14 protein-coding genes are annotated in these 17,562 nt (G+C 63.8%); 6 read left to right on the forward strand and 8 right to left on the reverse strand.

The genetic code is table 11. The features are described 5' to 3' along the window. The first annotated feature begins 18 nt into the window (after positions 1–18). Positions 19–1,395: an aspartate aminotransferase family protein gene (locus tag DES43_RS00890; protein WP_035023770.1), complete on the forward strand. Its 1,377-nt coding sequence runs from the start codon at positions 19–21 to the stop codon at positions 1,393–1,395. A gap of 329 nt (positions 1,396–1,724) precedes the next feature. Here the strand turns inward: DES43_RS00890 and mmsB are convergent, their stop codons facing one another. After that, entirely contained in the window at positions 1,725–2,609 is an 885-nt protein-coding gene (mmsB, locus tag DES43_RS00895) for a 3-hydroxyisobutyrate dehydrogenase (RefSeq protein ID WP_035023768.1), read from the reverse strand. Between the two features lie 78 nt (positions 2,610–2,687). After that, positions 2,688–3,857 (reverse strand): isobutyryl-CoA dehydrogenase, encoded by a 1,170-nt coding sequence (locus DES43_RS00900; RefSeq protein WP_035023767.1) that lies wholly within the window; start codon positions 3,855–3,857, stop codon positions 2,688–2,690. Between the two features lie 208 nt (positions 3,858–4,065). Here DES43_RS00900 and DES43_RS00905 point away from each other — a divergent pair, with 208 nt between their 5' ends. Beyond that, positions 4,066–5,520 (forward strand): cobyric acid synthase, encoded by a 1,455-nt coding sequence (locus tag DES43_RS00905; protein WP_035023765.1) that lies wholly within the window; start codon positions 4,066–4,068, stop codon positions 5,518–5,520. Between the two features lie 3 nt (positions 5,521–5,523). On the opposite strand, the gene DES43_RS00910 is transcribed toward DES43_RS00905, so the two are convergent. Then, a complete protein-coding gene (locus tag DES43_RS00910; protein WP_035023763.1) occupies positions 5,524–6,309 on the reverse strand; it encodes a TSUP family transporter in 786 nt (261 codons plus the stop codon). A gap of 170 nt (positions 6,310–6,479) precedes the next feature. Here DES43_RS00910 and DES43_RS00915 point away from each other — a divergent pair, with 170 nt between their 5' ends. Further along, positions 6,480–6,911: a TerB family tellurite resistance protein gene (locus DES43_RS00915; RefSeq protein WP_035023761.1), complete on the forward strand. Its 432-nt coding sequence runs from the start codon at positions 6,480–6,482 to the stop codon at positions 6,909–6,911. 2 nt (positions 6,912–6,913) lie between these two features. Here the strand turns inward: DES43_RS00915 and DES43_RS00920 are convergent, their stop codons facing one another. The 5 genes from DES43_RS00920 to DES43_RS00940 all read right to left on the reverse strand — a co-directional run bounded on the left by DES43_RS00920 (position 6,914) and on the right by DES43_RS00940 (position 13,214). Next, on the reverse strand, positions 6,914–8,548 hold the full coding sequence (locus DES43_RS00920) for an ABC transporter ATP-binding protein (RefSeq protein ID WP_035023759.1): 1,635 nt from the start codon (positions 8,546–8,548) through the stop codon (positions 6,914–6,916). Then, on the reverse strand, positions 8,545–9,366 hold the full coding sequence (locus tag DES43_RS00925; protein WP_035023757.1) for an ABC transporter permease: 822 nt from the start codon (positions 9,364–9,366) through the stop codon (positions 8,545–8,547). The genes DES43_RS00920 and DES43_RS00925 overlap by 4 nt, the downstream gene beginning before the upstream one ends. A gap of 13 nt (positions 9,367–9,379) precedes the next feature. Then, positions 9,380–10,327 carry an ABC transporter permease gene (locus DES43_RS00930; RefSeq protein WP_035023755.1) on the reverse strand — a complete coding sequence of 316 codons (948 nt, stop codon included), beginning with the start codon at positions 10,325–10,327 and terminating at the stop codon, positions 9,380–9,382. A gap of 31 nt (positions 10,328–10,358) precedes the next feature. Next, positions 10,359–11,837, reverse strand: a complete 1,479-nt coding sequence (locus DES43_RS00935) for an ABC transporter substrate-binding protein (protein ID WP_035023753.1) — start codon at positions 11,835–11,837, stop codon at positions 10,359–10,361. Between the two features lie 99 nt (positions 11,838–11,936). Then, positions 11,937–13,214, reverse strand: coding sequence for an acetylornithine deacetylase/succinyl-diaminopimelate desuccinylase family protein (locus DES43_RS00940; RefSeq protein ID WP_035024102.1), 1,278 nt, complete (start codon positions 13,212–13,214; stop codon positions 11,937–11,939). A 205-nt stretch (positions 13,215–13,419) separates the two neighbouring features. On the opposite strand from DES43_RS00940, the gene DES43_RS00945 reads away from it, so the two are divergent. The 3 genes from DES43_RS00945 to DES43_RS00955 all read left to right on the forward strand — a co-directional run bounded on the left by DES43_RS00945 (position 13,420) and on the right by DES43_RS00955 (position 17,559). Beyond that, positions 13,420–13,851: a L,D-transpeptidase gene (locus DES43_RS00945; RefSeq protein ID WP_035023751.1), complete on the forward strand. Its 432-nt coding sequence runs from the start codon at positions 13,420–13,422 to the stop codon at positions 13,849–13,851. A gap of 106 nt (positions 13,852–13,957) precedes the next feature. Beyond that, positions 13,958–16,804, forward strand: coding sequence for a molybdopterin oxidoreductase family protein (locus DES43_RS00950; RefSeq protein ID WP_035023748.1), 2,847 nt, complete (start codon positions 13,958–13,960; stop codon positions 16,802–16,804). Then, positions 16,801–17,559 (forward strand): 4Fe-4S dicluster domain-containing protein, encoded by a 759-nt coding sequence (locus tag DES43_RS00955; RefSeq protein WP_035023746.1) that lies wholly within the window; start codon positions 16,801–16,803, stop codon positions 17,557–17,559. Before DES43_RS00950 ends, DES43_RS00955 begins: the two co-directional genes overlap by 4 nt. Positions 17,560–17,562 lie beyond the last annotated feature (3 nt).

Consider the following 17,562-nt stretch of genomic DNA (forward strand, 5'->3'; position numbering starts at 1 on the left):
GGAAACAGGGATAACATCATGACCTATCAGAATTATTCGCTGAAGCAGCTTCAGCAGATCGATGCAGCGCACCATCTTCATCCCTTCACCGACCACAAGGAATTGCGGGAGGCCGGTTCACGCATCATCACGCGTGCCGAGGGGCCTTACATCTACGATTCGGAAGGGAACGAGATTCTCGACGGCATGGCCGGCCTGTGGTGCGTCAATGTCGGCTATGGCCGCAACGAACTGGCCGAGGCCGCCTACAGGCAGATGAAGGAGCTGCCCTATTACAATTCCTTCTTCAAGTGCTCGACGCCGACACCGGTGCTGCTGGCCAAAAGACTGGCGGAACTGGCGCCGAAGAGCGTCAATCAGGTGTTCTTTGGCTCATCCGGCTCGGAGGCCAACGACACGGCGCTGCGCCTGGTGCGCCACTACTGGGCGCTGGAAGGCAAGCCGGAGAAGAACCGCATCATTTCGCGCAGGAATGCCTATCACGGCTCCACCGTGGCCGGCACATCGCTGGGCGGCATGGAGCCTATGCACAAGCAGCTCGGCGGTGCGGTTCCCAACATCGTGCATGTGATGATGCCCTATGCATATGAACTGGCGCTGCCGGGCGAGAGCGACCATGAGTTCGGTCTGCGTGCGGCAAAGGCGGTCGAGGACGCCATCGTCGAGGCCGGTCCGGAAAAGGTCGCGGCCTTCATCGGCGAGCCGATCATGGGGGCGGGCGGCGTCAAGATTCCGCCGATGAGCTATTGGCCCGAAGTGGAGCGCATCTGCCGCAAATACGACGTGCTGCTGATGCTGGACGAGGTGATCACCGGTTATGGCCGTACGGGCGAGTGGTTTGCGGCGCAGTCCTTCGGGATCGAGCCGGACACCATCACCACGGCCAAGGCGCTGACTTCCGGTTATCAGCCGCTTTCGGCGCTGCTGGTCGGCGACCGCATCGCCAGGACGCTGGTGGAGAAGGGGGGCGAGTTCTACCATGGCTACACCTATGCCGGTCATCCCGTGGCGTGCGCGGTGGCGCTCGCCAATCTCGACATCATTGAGCGGGAAGGGCTGGTCGACCGGGTGAAGAACGATACCGGCCCTTATTTCGCCCAGGCGCTGCGCGAACGCATTGCGGATCATCGCCTGGTGGGCGAGGTGCGCTCCTTCGGCCTGATGGGCGCGATCGAGATCGTCAGGGACAAGGCGACCAGGGAGCGCTTCGAGGGCGAGGGCCGCGCGGCTGTCGTGGTGCGCGACCATGCCATCGCCAGCGGGCTGATGTTGCGCGCCACCGGTGACACCATGATCCTGTCGCCTCCGCTGATCTGGACCCGCGAGACCATCGACCTCGCCTGCGACCGTATCGTGAAGGCGCTGGATCTGGCGGAGAAAGATCTTTTCGGCTGATCCGCGAGCCCCGTAAAGCAAAAGCCGCGCTCCTTTCGGGGCGCGGCATTGCCGGATACGCCAGGCGGTTTCGCTACTCGAACACCGCGAAACCTGTACGCTCACTCAAACTATACGCTCCGGTACGCAACACCTGATCCGGAGCTCAGGGCGGTCGCCCGCCTTCGAATGTGGTTTTACCGCGACATCGTTACCGGACGGTTAGCAAGTGCTTAAGCAAACCTAAATTTGCGATATTTCCTGAAGGCTTAGACCCTAACGCAGGGCGTGCAAAGCCATCCCGGGCTGCAACCCGGAGGCGCAAAAACGACATCCGGACGGTTTCAGATTCAGGCGATCTTGCCGCGAAGGAACTCGACGATCCCGGAAAAATCCGTACCGCCGCCACCCTGGGCATTGAACAGGGCGTAGAGTTGTGCGGCTTCGGCGCCGAGCGGCGTCGGTGCGCCGGCGCCTTGTGCAGCTTCCTGCGCCAGCTTCAGGTCCTTTAGCATGAGAGCGGCGGCGAAACCGGGCTTGTAGCCATTGTTCGCGGGCGAGGTCGGTACAGGGCCGGGGACCGGGCAATAGGTCGTGAGCGACCAGCACTGGCCGGAGGAGGTGGAGGCCACGTCGAACAGCGCCTGATGCGACAGGCCGAGCTTCTCACCCAGCACGAAGGCTTCCGCGACGCCGATCATCGAGATGCCGAGGATCATGTTGTTGCAGATCTTGGCGGCCTGACCGGCCCCGGCGCCCCCGCAATGCACGATGCGTCCGGCCATGGGTTGCAGGATCGGTTCGGCGCGGGTGAAAGCGCCTTCGGCTCCGCCGCACATGAAGGTCAGCGTGCCGGCGGCCGCGCCGCCTGTACCGCCTGAAACGGGGGCGTCGACCGAAACATGGCCATGGTCGGCGACCAGCGCATGGGCCTTGCGCGCCGATTCCACATCGATGGTGGAGGAATCGATGAACAGCGTGCCGGGCCTCGCCGCCGGTGCGATCTCTTCGTAGACGGCGACCACATGCTTGCCTGCGGGCAGCATGGTCACCACAACATCGGCATCCTTCACCGCTTCCCTGGCGTCGGCGGCAATTGACAGGCCATGTTCGCGCGCCGTGGCAAGATTTTCCGCCATCAGATCGAAGCCGGTGACGCAGTGGCCTGCCTTGACCAGATTGGCGGCCATGGGGTTGCCCATATTGCCGAGGCCGATGAAGGCGATGGTGGTCATGGTGGTTTTCCTCCGGAATTGGGGCAGCAGGGAAGCAGACGGAAAGGCAAATCGGGAAAAGGGTCTGAAGATGCCGCCCTATTGCCTTCCGATCATGTGCCTTGCGACGATCACGCGCATGATCTCGTTGGTGCCTTCGAGGATCTGGTGGACGCGCAGATCGCGAACCAGCTTCTCGATGCCATAGTCGTGCAGATAGCCGTAGCCGCCGAGTATCTGGAGCGCGTCGTTCGCCACCCTGAACCCGGTGTCGGTGACGAAGCGCTTGGCCATGGCCGACCATTTGGACGTGTCATGGGCCTTTGCGTCCATTTTCGCAGCTGCGGTGTAAAGGAAGATGCGCGCCGCCTGGAGCTCGGTTTCCATGTCCGCAAGGCGGAACTGGAGCGCCTGGAACTGGTCGATGCTCTTGCCGAAGGCCCTGCGTTCGCCCGCATAGGCCAGCGCCTTGTCGAGCGCGGACTGCGCCCCGCCCAGCGAGCAGGCGCCGATGTTGAGGCGGCCGCCATCGAGCCCGGACATGGCGATGGAGAATCCCTTGCCTTCCTGAGCGAGCAGGTTGGAGGCCGGAACCCGGCAATCCTCGAAGACGACCTGACGGGTGGACTGCATGTGCCAGCCCATCTTGTGCTCGTTGGCGCCGAAGGAGAGGCCGGGCGTGTCCTTCCCGACCACGAAGGTGGAGATGCCCTTGGGGCCATCCTCGCCGGTGCGCGCCATCACCACGTAGATGTCGCTGTCGCCGGCTCCGGAAATGAACTGCTTGACGCCGTTCAGCACATAGTCGTCGCCATCGCGCACGGCCCTGGTGCGCAGCGCCGCCGCGTCGGAGCCCGAGCCGGGCTCGGTCAGGCAGTAGCTCGCCAGCCATTCCATGGAGGTGAGCTTCGGCAGGAAGCGCTGGCGCTGCTCGTCGTCGCCGTAGCGGTCGATCATCGAGGCGGCCATGTTGTGAATGGAAATGAAGGACGAGAAGGCGGGGCATGCGTGCGAAAGCGCTTCGAAGACCAGCACGGCGTCCAGACGCGAAAGGGCGGAGCCGCCAACATCGTCGCGCACATAGATGCCGCCAAGCCCGAGCGGCCCGGTCTCGCGGATCACGTCTGCGGGGAAGTGCTTTTGCCTGTCCCAGTCGAGCGCGTTCGGGGCGACGCGGTCTTGCGCGAAGGCTTGCGCCATTTCCTGAATCGCACGTTGATCCTCGGTGAGCTCGAACTGGTTGCCATGTGTCGAAACAGCGCCGTCCATCGCGTCCTCCGGTCAATCGGCGGGCCGTCATTTTGCTCGCCGGCAATGCTTGGCTATGGATGCGGGACACTCTAGACCAATGAAGAGGTCGCGCAACCCGACGATGAGCGGAGCGGCTGTGCAAAATTTGAAGATCGGGATAGCGCATGCTGGCACAAATGCATGAGCCACTTTGCCGGAGGAACACCCTTTGACGGCTCGGGCGGTGATGCTGCAAGGTACCGGCTCCGATGTCGGCAAGACCGTTCTGGTGGCCGGCTTGTGCCGCGTTGCGCGGCGCCGCGGGCTGACGGTCCGCCCCTTCAAGCCGCAGAACATGTCGAACAATGCTGCCGTCGCCGACATTCCGGGCGAGGCCGGCGGCGGCGAGATCGGCCGGGCGCAATGGTTGCAGGCACTGGCGTGCGGGGTCGCGCCAAGCGTGCACATGAATCCGGTTCTGCTGAAACCGCAGACCGACATCGGCTCGCAGGTCGTGGTGCAGGGAAAGGTGAAGGGCGAAGCGCGCGCCCGCGACTATCAGACCCTGAAGGGGCAACTGATGGACGCGGTGATGGACTCCTGGGGGAAGGTTGGCGACGGAGCCGATCTTGTCATCGTCGAGGGGGCCGGGTCGCCGGCTGAAATCAACCTGCGCGCACGCGATATCGCCAATATGGGCTTTGCCACCCGCGCCAATGTGCCGGTGGTGATGGTGGGGGATATCGACCGCGGCGGAGTGATTGCATCGCTGGCGGGCACGCATCTCATCCTGCCGGAAGAAGACCGAAGCATGGTGGCCGGCTACATCGTCAACAAGTTTCGCGGCGATGTCAGCCTTTTCAGCGAAGGCATCGATGCGATCGGTAAATTCACCGGCTGGCCCTGCTTTGGCGTGGTGCCGTGGCTGAAGGCTGCGTCGCGGCTTCCTTCCGAGGATTCGGTCATGCTGGAACGCCTTGCCGCAGGCGAGAGGCGGGCGCTCAGGGTGGCGGTGCCGATGCTGTCGCGCATCGCCAATTTCGACGACCTCGATCCCTTGCGCGCCGAACCTCAGGTCGAGGTGGTGTTCGTGCCGCCCGGCCGGCAATTGCCGGAAGATGCGGGTCTGGTCGTTATTCCGGGCTCAAAATCGACCATCGGCGATCTCATTCAGTTCCGCGATAACGGCTGGGACAGCGATCTGGCGGCGCATCGGAGGCGGGGCGGGCACGTCGTCGGAATCTGCGGCGGATACCAGATGCTGGGCCGCAAGGTGCGCGATCCGGGCGGTGTCGAAGGCGGGGTGAGGGAAGCCGACGGGCTTGGCCTGCTCGATGTAGAGACGGTGCTGGAACCTGAAAAGACGGTGCGCAATGTCAGCGCCCACTCGGTCGCATACGATCTGCCCCTGGACGGCTACGAAATCCATCTCGGACGCACGTCCGGCCCCGATTGCGGCCGGCCGGTTGCCGTGATCGACGGCGTCGAGGATGGCGCGACCTCGTCCGACGGCAAGGTGTTCGGCACCTATCTGCATGGACTTTTCGGTGTGGACGGTTTTCGGGCGCGCTTCCTTGAAAGCCTTGGCTTGAAGGGTTCCGGCCTCGATTATCGCGCGCAGGTGGAGCGGGCGCTGGACGATATCGCGGCCGAACTCGAAGCCTGTCTGGACTGCGATGCCATTTTCGCGCTGGCGAGATAGTCCCTACACGCCAAGCAGGAGGCGCAGCGGATTGGCGGGATCGGCAAGCAGTTTCACCGCCAGCACCAGACAGACGATGACCAGAAGCGGCTTGATGAGGCCCGCGCCTATGCGCATGGCCAGCATGGCCCCCAGCCGCGCGCCGAGGAACTGGGCGACACCCATGATCAGGCCGATTTTCCAGTAGATGACGCCGGCGAGCGCAAAGACGCCGAAAGCGCCGATATTGGTGGCGAAATTCAGCAGCTTGGTGTGGGCCGTGGCTTTCAGGACGCCGTAGCCGGCCAGCGTCACGAAGGCCAGCATGTAGAAGGAGCCTGTGCCGGGCCCGAACAGGCCGTCGTAGAAACCGATGGCTGGCACCACGGTCAATCCGAACAGGAAAGGCGAGATCCGCTCGGTGCGGTCCACGTCGCCCATATTGGGCTTGAGCGCAAAATAGAGCGCAATGGCGATCAGCAGGACGGGAAGTGCCGCCTGCATGATTTCGGCCGGCACGACGGTGGCCGCTATCGCACCCAGCGCGCTGCCGATCAGGGCGAATGTAGCGGCAGGCAGTTGCCTGCGCAGGTCGACATGGCCCTTGCTCGCATAGGCGATCGTTGCCGAGCCGGAGCCGAACAGGCCCTGCAACTTGTTGGTGCCCAGCGTTTCGACCGGCGGCATGCCGGCCAGCAGCAGGGCGGGGATGGTGATGAGACCGCCGCCGCCGGCAATCGAATCGATGATGCCGGCGAAGAAGGCGGCCAGCGCCAGAAGGGCCACGGTATCGGCGGCAAGTTCGAACATTTTGCACCGGCGGGAGGAAGAGCGGGGGTGGAGCCTGCTTCGATCACATGATGCGGGATTGCGCAATGGCCACACCCGACCTTGTGTTGATGCATGAGGGTGAAAGCGGGATTCCCCTTTGCGCCGGGATGCTCTAACTATGTCGCCATTGCCGCATAAGGGGGCTTGTCATGGCGTTTGCGTTTCTGGACCATATCCGCAGCATGTTCGAGGGCGATCCAGGCGTACGCAAGGTTGCCGACGATCCTGTTCTGTCGGCCGAACTGCTGATGCTGTTTCGCATGATCCTGGCCGACGGCTCCGTCAGCGATAGCGAAATGGAAACGTTCCGCCGCATCTGCCGGGACGCTTTCGGCATTGCCGAATCCAGCATCGACAGCGTGATCGAGTATCTCAACGAGTCCGGCTACGAGACGACCGGCGCGCAGGCGATTGCGCTGTTCCGCGATCTGCCGGTCGAGCGCCGGCGCGTTCTGGCAAGCCACATGGCCGAGATCGCAAAGGCCGATGCCAGCCTCGCCGACACCGAGATCAGGCTGCTGAAACGTACGCTCGAAGTTCTCGATGTCGACCCCGCCGATGTGGTGAAGCGCAGGGATTAAGCTTATCCCTGTTCCCGCAGCCGCCTTTCAAGCGCGCGCTTCAGGTCGGGGGCTGCGGAAACCAGTTCCTGTGCCGCGCCGGATTGCGGATTGTCCAGCACTGCATGTGTGAGACCGCGCTCGACAACGCGGCCTTCCTCCATGACCATCACCTCGTCCGTTATGGCGCGCGCGACGGTCAGGTCATGGGTGATGAACAGGTAAGCGATGCCGAGCCGTGCATTCAGATCGGCGAAAAGATCGAGAATCTGGGCGCGGATCGAGACGTCGAGCGCCGAAACCGGCTCGTCTGCCACCACAAGCCTGGGCCTCGTGATGATGGCGCGGGCAATCGAAATGCGCTGACGCTGACCGCCGGAGAACTCATGCGGATATCTGTCGAGCGCGTCCGGCCCGAGGCCCACCTCTGCCAGCGCGGCGGCTGCCATATCGCGGCGCTCTGCCCTCGATGGTGATTTTTCCAGCAGATGCAGCGGCTCCGTCACCAGTTTTACGACCTTCTGGCGCGGGTCGAAGGAGCCGTAAGGGTCCTGGAACACCACCTGCATGTCGCGGCGGGCGGGCTTCAGCTCGACCTCGCTCCTGCCGGTGAGGGTTTCACCCCGGAAGCGGATTTCACCGGCGGTCGGCCGATCCAGCGCCAGCACCATGCGCGCCAGCGTGGACTTGCCGCAGCCGGAACGGCCGACGAGCGCCACCGAACGGCCGGGCGCGATGGAAAACGACACATCGTCCACGGCGCGGGTGGGCGCCCCGCGCCGGAGCAGGGACAAGCGGCGGCCGGGATAGTCGCGGGTGAGGTTCTGGACGACAAGCAGCGGGGCTTGCGGGCTGTCGAGCGTGTTGTGTGCAGCCGCAGCGCGGATTTCCGGCACATGGGTCGAGGCTTGCGCCAGTTGCCGCGTATAGGGATGCGTCCGTACTGAGAGCACCTGTGCGGCCTCGCCATCCTCCATCACCTGTCCGTTGCGCAGAATGGTGATGCGGTCCGCCATGTCGGCCACGACCGCGAGGTCGTGCGAGATCAGAAGCAGGCCCATACGGTTTTCCGCCACCAGATCGCGCAGCAGGTCCAGCACCTGCGCCTGCAATACCACATCGAGCGCCGTGGTAGGCTCGTCCGCGATCAGCAACCGGGGCTTCAGCGCGCAGGCGATGGCGATGACCACGCGCTGGCGCTGGCCTCCGGACAATTCGTGGGGATAGCGCGAGAGCGGGAATTTCGCCTCCGGCAGGCCGACGCGGTCGAGTATCCGACGTGTGCGCTCCTCCGCCTCCGCACGGCTGGCGCGCGCGTGCCAGCGTATGCCCTCGGCCACCTGTTCGCCGATGGTCTTGAGCGGGTTGAGCGCAGTCATCGGCTCCTGGAACACCATGCCGATGTCGTCGCCGCGCAGCGTGCACATATGCTCTTCGCTGGCTTCCAGCAGATTGGCTCCGTCCAGCAGCACACGTCCGGACGTGCGCGCGGCATGGGGCAGAAGCTGCATGACGGTGAGCGCGGTCATCGACTTGCCGGAGCCGGATTCGCCGACCAGAGCCACGATCTCGCCCTGTTCAACCGACAGGTCGACATCGCTGAGAACAGGCACGGCCCCGATGGAGAGCGAAAGGTTTTCGATCTCGAGCAGGCTCATCGGCGCCGCCTCGATTTCGGATCGAGCAGGTCGGCAATGCCGTCGCCCAGAAGGTTCAGCCCCAGCACGGTGATGACGATGGCCATGCCGGGAAACAGCGCCATCCACGGCGCGATGGTCATGCGGGTCTGGGCATCGAACAGCATGCGCCCCCAACTCGGCATGGGCGGCTGTGCGCCAAGGCCGAGATAGGAAAGGCCGGCTTCCGCCAATATGCCGAGCGCGAACTGGATCGTTCCCTGCACAAGCAACTGGTTGGCGATGTTCGGCAATATGTGTTCGACGGTGATCAGAGTCTGGCCCTTGCCGGCGGCGCGGGCGGCCAGAATGAATTCGCGCGGCCAGACCGACAGCGCGCCGGCGCGCGCCACGCGGGCAAAGACCGGCACGTTGAAGATGCCGATGGCGATGATGGCGTTGATGGCGCCGGGGCCGAAAATGGCGGTGATCATGATCGCGGACAAAAGCGCGGGAAAGGCGAAGACGAGATCGTTCAGGCGCATCAGCGCTTCATCGAGCAGGCCGCCGCGTGCGGCCGCGAACAGGCCGAGCGGCACGCCGATACCCATGCCGATACCGACCGCCACCAGCGCGACGGCAATGGAATTGCGCGCGCCCACCATGATCATCGAGGCGATGTCGCGACCGAAATGGTCGGTGCCGAACCAGTGGATGAGGGAAGGAGCCTGCGTCCGGTCCGCCACGACAAGCTTCGTCACGTCATAGGGCGTCCACAGGAAGGAGGCGAGCGCCATGAGGGCGACGAGCGCGGTGATCAGGCAGCCGGCGAGCAGGGAGCGGTTGGCGAGCGCCTTCATGCCCGGTTCCCCCTCATGTCCGGTGCCTGAGACGGGGATCGACCAGCGCATAGGACAGGTCGACGATCAGGTTGACGGCGATGACGGTGGCGACCAGCAGCATGACCACGCTTTCGACCACGATCAGGTCGCGCTGGGTGATCGCCTGGAAGATGAGGCGGCCGAGGCCCGGCAGGTAGAAAACGTTCTCGATGATGATGGTGCCGGCCAAAAGGAAGGCGAATTGCAGGCCCATGATGGTGACCACGGGGATGAGCGCATTGCGCAGCGCATGGCCCCACAGCACCCTGCGCCACGGCATGCCCTTGGCGCGGGCGGTGCGGATGTAGTCCTCCGACAGCACATCGACAAGCGCCGAGCGGGTGACGCGGGCGAGGATGGCGGCCTGCGGCAGGGCAAGCGCCAGCGCGGGCAACATCAGGGCCTTAAGGGCCGGCCAGATGCCGGCGCCCCAGCCGGGGAAGCCGCCCGCGGGCAGCCAGCGCAGCCACACGGCGAACAGGTAAACGAGCAGCAGCGCGAACCAGAAATTGGGCACGGCCACGCCAAGCTGTGCAGCGCCCATCGAGATGACGTCGCCGGTTTTGCCGCGCCGAGAGGCGGCGTAAAGCCCGACCGGAATGGCGATGGCAGTGGAGAGCGCCAGCGCGATCAGCGCCAGCGGCAGGGAAACGGCGAGCCGTTCCGTAACCAGATCGATGACCGGCACGGAATAGGTGTAGGAGCGTCCGAAATCGAGAGACAGCAGGTTGCCCGCCCAATGCAGGTAGCGCTGCACCGGGCCGCCATCCAGACCCATCTGCTGGCGCAACTGTTCCACCTGCGCCTCGCTGGCGTTCATGCCGAGCATGACGCGGGCCGGATCGCCCGGCACGATCTCCAGCACCGCGAACACCACCACGGAAGCCAGAGCCAGCGTGATGGCGGCGATGGCGAGCCGTTTCGCGAGATAGGCTGTCATTGGATCGGCGATCCGGCGCGGGGTAAGGCGCTCAGTCGGTCCACCGCACCTTCGTCACATCGTTGGCCTGAATGGGGGCGTCCTTCCAGAAGCCTTCCAGCTTCGCATCCCATACGCCCACCTTCGGCAGTTCGTAGAGGAAGCCGACCACGGCGTCGTCGGCGAGGATTTTCTGCGCCTGCCCGAGCAACTCGTTGCGTTTGGCCTCGTCGGAGGTGAGGTTCAGCTCCGCGATCACCTTGTCGAAGGCCGGATTGTCGTAGTTGAAGTAATAGTCCTTGCGTGAATAGATATCGATGTCGTTCGGTTCGGTGTGCGAGACGATGGTGAGGTCGTAGTCCTTGCGGGTAAAGACCTGATCCAGCCACTGCGCCCACTCGACCGGGATGATCTCGGCCTCGATGCCGATCTCGCGCAACTGCGAGGCGATGATTTCGCCGCCAAGACGCGCATAGGAAGGTGGCGGCAGCTTTATGCTGGTCTTGAATCCGTTCTCCAGCCCGGCTTCCTTGAGCAGCTCTTTCGCCCTGGCGACATCATGCGGGTAGGTGCCGGTAAGATCGACATAGGCTTTGGATGCCGGCGACTGGTGCGAACCGATGGGGGTTCCGAGCCCGGCCGAAGCGCCGTCGATAATCGCCTGCCGGTCGAGCGCATAGGAAATCGCCTGCCGCACCTGCAACTTGTCGAAGGGCTCCTTCTTGTTGTTCATCGACAGCAGCGTTTCGCCCTCGGTGGCGCCAACCTCGATCCTGAAGCGCGGATCGCCCTCGATCTGGGCGACGCCATCCGGCTGGAAGAAGGGGAATGCCTGAACGTCGCCCGAAAGGAGAGCGGGCACGGCGGCGGCGGCATCGGGCACGATGCGGAACTCAACCTTGTCGAGATAAGCCGGCTCGCCCCAATAGCTGTCGGCCTTTGCCAGCCTTATGGACGCGCCCTTGGCCCAGTTCTCGAAGCGGAACGGGCCGGTGCCGATGGGCTTTTCCTTGTTGGTATCCGCCGATTCCGGCGCCACGATCACCGCGTCGCCCCAGCCCATATTGTAAAGGAATGCACCCTGCGGATGCTTGAGCATGATCTTCACCGTAGCCGGATCGACGGCTTCGACGCTGTCGATGGCTTCGAACAGAATTTTCTGGGCGTTGACCGAATCTTCGGCGCGGGCGCGGTCGAGCGAGAATTTCACGTCTTCTGCGTCGAAATCGCTGCCGTCATGGAATTTCACGCCGCTGCGCAGCCTGAACGTATAGACGGTGCCGTCTTCGGAAATGTCCCAGCTTTCGGCAAGCGCCGGCAACACCTCGCCGGAGGGGCCGATGCGGGTGAGGCCCTCGAACACGTTGGCATAAAGCACTTCGTCTATGGCTGCGGCGGCACCAGCCGTCGGGTCGAGATGAGGCGGCTCCAGCGGAATGCCGATGACAAGGTCGGTGCGGGCCGCGAAGGCAGGCAGGCTCAACGCCGTCGCCACGGCTGCCGCTGCAAGGAAAGATGTCCAGGATTTCATCGGTCTTCTCCCTGTCTCCCGATGTGGCGGATCAAAGCGCGGAATCGCCCGTGAGTAAATCGCCTTTGTCGCGCTTTTTGTGCATTGCAGTATGGCGCGTCAATGTGCGCCGCCGCGCAGCAGCACGTTGAGGCCGATTGTCATGACCTTGGCTGCGTCCACCATGTCGTCGATGCCGACCCATTCATCGGGGCGGTGCGCAAGATCCAGAATGCCGGGGCCATAGGCGATGCAATCGTAGAGGTGCCCGAGACGCGCGACGTGCTTCTGGTCGTAGGTGCCGGGCGAGATGACATAGTCCGGCTCGCGGTCGAACAGCGCCATGATGCCCTGCGCAACGGCCCTGACCACCGGCGCGTCGCGCTCGGTCATGGTCGGCTGAACTTCCATCAGGTCGCGGATTTCATAGTCGAACTTTGCACGGTCGCGTTTCAGCCGGTCGAGAATCGAAACGACCTCGCCCTTCACCTCGTCGATCTTCTCCTCCAGCAGGAAGCGGCGGTCGATGGTGAGGCGGCAGCGGTCGGGCACATTGGGCGAGGGCAGGCCGGGGCGGAAGTCGTCGGTCTGGCCGCCATGGATGGAGTTGATGTTCATTGTCGAGCGCCGCGCGCCTTCCGGCACCACCGGCATTGCCGTGCGCTTGGCATCCAGCGCCGGGAACAGTTCTTCCTCGAAGGCTTGCAGCACAGCGCCCATGTGGCGCACGGCGCAGTCGCCGAGAAAGGGCATGGAACCGTGCGCGATCTCGCCCTTCGTCTCGATCTCCGCCCACCACACGCCGCGATGGCCAAGGCAGATGCGCTCCTTGTTGAGCGGTTCGGGGATGATGACGTGATCGACCTTCGGCTTCGAGAAATAGCCGAGCCTCGCCAGATGGGCGACGCCGCCGAAACCGCCCGATTCCTCGTCCACCGTGCCTGAGATCTCGATGGCCCCCGGAAAATCCGGATAAATCTGCATGAAGGCGAGCGCGGCAACGATGGAGGAGGCGAGGCCGCCCTTCATGTCGCAGGCGCCGCGGCCATAGACGCGGCCGTCCTTCACGACCGCCTCGAAAGGATCGACCGTCCATCCGTCGCCGGCTTCCACAACGTCGATATGCGAATTGAAATGCACGGTGGGGCCGGGCACGCGCCCGTCGAACCGGGCCACCACATTGGTGCGCGGATAGCGGTCGGTGTCGCCTGGCGCGCCTTCGCCGCGGATATATTCGACCTCGAAGCCATGCCGTTTCAGGTAACTGCCGATGAATTCGGCACATGGGGTGTAGGCTTCTCCCGGCGGATTGACGGTCGGGAAGCGGATCAGTTCCCTTGTCAGCACCGTCACCTCGTCGCGGCGCGCTTCCACGGCTTCAAGCAGCTTTTCAGGCAGGGAGGGTCGATCTTGCATGCCGTCAGTTGAGCAAGGAACGAGTGTCTTTGGCAAGCCGTATGTTGTGCAAGGCGAAAGGCATCAATGCCACGCATTGCTTCAGTAAAATCTCAATCAATAGGGAAGATCATCCAAAACCACATTTGGTTGGGCAAGAAAATCCGGAGAGCGGATTGCAGCGGGGGCTGAAAAAGGGGAGTGTCCGATGCAGAAAACCATACTTGTCGTAACCGCGTTGCTGGCGATGATGCTCGGACCGATCGCTGCGGCCGGTGCTGGAGTGCTTGAGGCGAAGGTGAGCATCTCCTCGCAGACCATGACGGTCAGGAAGCATGGCCGCGTGCTCTACACATGGAAGGTTTCCACGGCGCGCAAGGGGTATGTCACGCCGCGCGGAACATGGCGGCCGAAGCGCATGCACAGGATGTGGCATTCGCGCAAATACGACATGTCGCCCATGCCCTATTCGGTTTTCTACCATGGCGGCTACGCCATACACGGCACCGGGGCCGTCAGGCAGCTTGGCCGTCCCGCCTCGCATGGCTGTGTCCGTTTGCAGACCGGCAATGCGGCGACTTTCTATGCGCTGGTCCGCGAAGCCGGCATGAGCAACACCCGCATCATCGTCACCAATTGACAAGGCAACCGAAGGCGTACCGAAATCATTTTGCTCTTGATGGCTGAGCGCCGGAGTTTCTTTTCCGGCCAAGCCCGGCTACCACTGGTGGCGAGGAGCATTGCCGATGAAACCCAGAGAGCGTGTCGCGCTTTCAAGGCCGGTCGCGGATGAGGTGCGCAAGACCACCTGTTACATGTGCGCGTGCCGCTGCGGCATCAACGTCCATATCAAGGACGGCAAGATCCGCTACATCGAGGGCAACCGCGATCATCCGGTGAACAGGGGCGTGCTGTGCGCCAAGGGATCGGCCGGCATCATGCAGCACTATGCCCCGGCGAGGCTGCGCGCGCCGCTGAAGCGGGTCGGGCCGCGCGGTTCCGGGCAGTTTCAGGAAATATCGTGGGAGGAGGCGCTTTCAACGGCCGCCGAATGGCTGGGCGCGGTTCGTGCGAACGACCCGAAGAAACTGGCCTTCTTCACCGGGCGCGACCAGTCGCAATCGCTGACCGGTTTCTGGGCGCAGCAGTTCGGCACGCCCAACTATGCCGCCCATGGCGGCTTCTGCTCGGTCAACATGGCGGCGGCGGGAATCATGACCATCGGCGGGGCGTTCTGGGAGTTCGGCGCGCCGGACTGGGAGCGGACAAAACTGTTCGTCATGTTCGGCGTGGCCGAGGATCATGATTCGAACCCCATCAAGATGGGCATCGCCAGGCTGAAGAAGCGGGGCGCGCGCTTCGTCTCGGTCAACCCGGTCCGCACCGGCTATTCGGCGGTGGCCGACAACTGGATCGGCATCAGGCCGGGCACGGACGGGCTGCTGATCCTGTCGGTCGTGCATGAATTGCTGAAGGCGCGCAGGATCGATGTCGATTATCTGGTGCGCTACACCAATGCCACCTGGCTCGTGATCGATGCACCCGGCACGGCCGATCATGGCCTGTTCGCACGCGACGGCAAGGGCAGGCCGCTCATTCATGAAACGGTGACGGAAAGGGTCGTGCCGCTTGGGACCAGGGGTGCGCGGGCGGCGCTGTCTGGCCGGGTGCAGCTCGGTGACGGGCGCTTTGCCGTGCCGTCGTTCCAGCTTCTGGCCGAAAAATATCTGGATGAAAAATATGCACCGGAGGCGGTGGCGGCCGAAACCGGCGTGCGGCCCGAAACGATTCGCGGGCTGGCGGCCGAAATCGCCCGCGTGGCGTTCGAGGAGGAAATCTTCATCGGGCAGCCATGGGTGGACATGAACGGCCAGCGGCATCAAGGGTATGTCGGGCGGCCGGTTTCCTTCCACGCCATGCGCGGGCTTTCGGCCCATTCCAACGGCTTCCAGACGGCGCGGGCGCTGCATATGCTTCAGGTGCTGATCGGCGCGGTGGATTGCCCCGGCGGCTTCCGCTTCGAGCCGCCCTATCCGAAGCCGATGTCGGCGCATCCGACACCGCACGGCAAGGCCGAGCATTTCGGCTCCAACACGCCGCTGGCCGGGCCGCATCTGGGCTTCCCGCGCGGACCGGAAGACCTGCTGATCGATGCCAACGGCAGGCCGGCGCGCATCGACAAGGCATTTTCATGGGATGCGCCTTTCGCGGCGCACGGCATGATGCACATGGTGATCGCCAATGCCCATGCCGGCGACCCTTATCCGATCGACGTCCTGTTCATGTATATGGCCAACATGGCGTGGAACTCGTCCATGAACACGGCCGGCACCATCAGGATGCTGGAGGACAAGGACGAGAAGACCGGCGAATACCGCATCCCGAAGATCATCTATTCCGACGCTTACGCCTCGGAGATGGTTGCCTATGCCGATCTCGTGCTGCCCGACACCACCTATCTGGAGCGTTACGACTGCATTTCGCTGCTCGACCGGCCGATTTCCGAGCCGGATGCCGTGCAGGACGCCATCCGCTGGCCGGTTCTGGAGCCGGACCGCGACGTGCGGCCGTTCCAGACGGTGCTGCTCGATATTGGCGTGCGGCTCAACCTGCCGGGGTTTTCCGACGGCCACGGCAGGCCGCTCTACAAGGACTACGCCGACTACATCGTGCGCCATGAGCGGCGGCCGGGCATCGGGCCGCTGGCCGGTTTCCGTGGACGGGAAGGCGACAAGGCGGGCAGGGGTGCGGCCAATCGGCGGCAATTGCAGCGCTATATCGAAAACGGCTCGTTCTTTTCGGCGCATATCCCGATGGAAGCGCAGTTCTTCAAGCACGCAAACCAGGCCTATCAGGATTTCGCCGTACGCATGGGCTTCTTCGACACGCCGCAGCCGGTGACTTTCCAGCTCTATCAGGAATCCCTGCAAAAGTTCCGGCTCTCGGCCGAAGGGGTACGCGAACCGGTAGCGCCCGGGACGCATCGCGAGCGGATCATGCAGTCCTTCGACCCGCTGCCGCACTGGTACCGGCCATTCGGCGAGGCGATGGTGGACCAGAAGGAGTTCCCTTATCACGCCATCACCCAGCGGCCGGCGGCCATGTACCATTCATGGGGATCGATGAATGCATGGCTGCGCCAGATCCACACACGCAACCCACTCTATGTGCCGGGACCGATCTGCGACGAGCTTGGCCTCAGGGACGGCGACTGGGCGTGGGTGAGTTCGCATCACGGCCGCATCAAGGTCGAGGTAGCGCGCATGGAGGCGGTGAACGCGTCCACCTTGTGGACCTGGAACGCCATCGGCAAGCGGGCCGGGACATGGGCGCTGGACAGAGACGTTCCCGAAGCCAGAAAAGGCTTTTTGCTGAATCACCTGATCTCGGAACTTCTGCCACCGCGTGAGGGTGGATTGCGGCTTTCAAACTCCGATCCGGTGACCGGACAGGCTGCCTGGTACGACCTGCGCGTACGCATCGAGAAGGCGGATGCCGGTCCGGTCAGCGAGCCACAACTGACGCCGGTCGCGCAGCCGGAGCCTGAGCCCCACCCCTCGGAACTCCGCTATGGACAGGAGTGGGCGCAATGACCTCGCTTCCCGCCCTGCCTACGCCGAGAAAGCTCGGCCTCGTCATCGATCTCGACACCTGTGTCGGCTGCCATGCCTGCGTGGTCAATTGCAAGGAATGGAACACCGGCGGTTATGGTGCAGCGCTTTCCGACCAGGACCCTTACGGGGCGGAGGTTTCAGGCGCGTGGCTGAACCGCGTGCATTCCTTCGAAGTGGTTCCGGATGGGGAGGTGGTGGGCGAAGCGGGTGAGGCGCGCATCGTGCATTTCCCCAAATCCTGCCTGCATTGCGAGAATGCGCCGTGCGTGACCGTGTGTCCTACCGGCGCTTCCTACAAGCGCGCCGATGACGGCATCGTTCTGGTGGAGGAAGACAAGTGCATCGGCTGCGGCCTGTGCGCCTGGGCATGCCCTTATGGCGCGCGCGAGATGGATCTTGCCGCCGGCGTGATGAAGAAGTGCACACTGTGCATCGACCGCATCTACAACGAGACGCTGGACGAAGCGGACAGGACGCCTGCCTGCGTGCGCACCTGCCCGGCCAATGCGCGCCATTTCGGCGATCTTGGCGATCCCGAATCGGACGTGTCGAAACTGGTCGCGGAGCGCGGCGGCATCGATCTGATGCCGGAGCAGGGAACCCGGCCGGTCAACAAGTACCTGCCACCACGCCAGCGCAAGCCGCTTTCGGCAAGCTCGGGCCTGCTAGCGGAAAACACAAGCGACGCCACCGGCCTGTTCGGATGGCTGGACAAGATGCTGGACAGGATCTGAAAT

Origin of the sequence: Aquamicrobium defluvii, from assembly GCF_004363725.1 — a bacterium.
Lineage (GTDB): Bacteria > Pseudomonadota > Alphaproteobacteria > Rhizobiales > Rhizobiaceae > Mesorhizobium > Mesorhizobium defluvii.

Excerpts from the sequence above, each read along its gene's own strand:
- DES43_RS00920 (WP_035023759.1), bottom strand. The coding sequence starts at position 8,548 with ATGAGCCTGCTCGAGATCGAAAACCTTTCGCTCTCCATCGGGGCCGTG.
- mmsB (WP_035023768.1), bottom strand. The coding sequence starts at position 2,609 with ATGACCACCATCGCCTTCATCGGCCTCGGCAATATGGGCAACCCCATG.
- DES43_RS00955 (WP_035023746.1), top strand. The coding sequence starts at position 16,801 with ATGACCTCGCTTCCCGCCCTGCCTACGCCGAGAAAGCTCGGCCTCGTC.
- DES43_RS00925 (WP_035023757.1), bottom strand. The coding sequence starts at position 9,366 with ATGAAGGCGCTCGCCAACCGCTCCCTGCTCGCCGGCTGCCTGATCACC.
- DES43_RS00915 (WP_035023761.1), top strand. The coding sequence starts at position 6,480 with ATGGCGTTTGCGTTTCTGGACCATATCCGCAGCATGTTCGAGGGCGAT.
- DES43_RS00890 (WP_035023770.1), top strand. The coding sequence starts at position 19 with ATGACCTATCAGAATTATTCGCTGAAGCAGCTTCAGCAGATCGATGCA.
- DES43_RS00900 (WP_035023767.1), bottom strand. The coding sequence starts at position 3,857 with ATGGACGGCGCTGTTTCGACACATGGCAACCAGTTCGAGCTCACCGAG.
- DES43_RS00910 (WP_035023763.1), bottom strand. The coding sequence starts at position 6,309 with ATGTTCGAACTTGCCGCCGATACCGTGGCCCTTCTGGCGCTGGCCGCC.
- DES43_RS00905 (WP_035023765.1), top strand. The coding sequence starts at position 4,066 with ATGCTGCAAGGTACCGGCTCCGATGTCGGCAAGACCGTTCTGGTGGCC.
- DES43_RS00935 (WP_035023753.1), bottom strand. The coding sequence starts at position 11,837 with ATGAAATCCTGGACATCTTTCCTTGCAGCGGCAGCCGTGGCGACGGCG.
- DES43_RS00945 (WP_035023751.1), top strand. The coding sequence starts at position 13,420 with ATGCAGAAAACCATACTTGTCGTAACCGCGTTGCTGGCGATGATGCTC.
- DES43_RS00930 (WP_035023755.1), bottom strand. The coding sequence starts at position 10,327 with ATGACAGCCTATCTCGCGAAACGGCTCGCCATCGCCGCCATCACGCTG.
- DES43_RS00950 (WP_035023748.1), top strand. The coding sequence starts at position 13,958 with ATGAAACCCAGAGAGCGTGTCGCGCTTTCAAGGCCGGTCGCGGATGAG.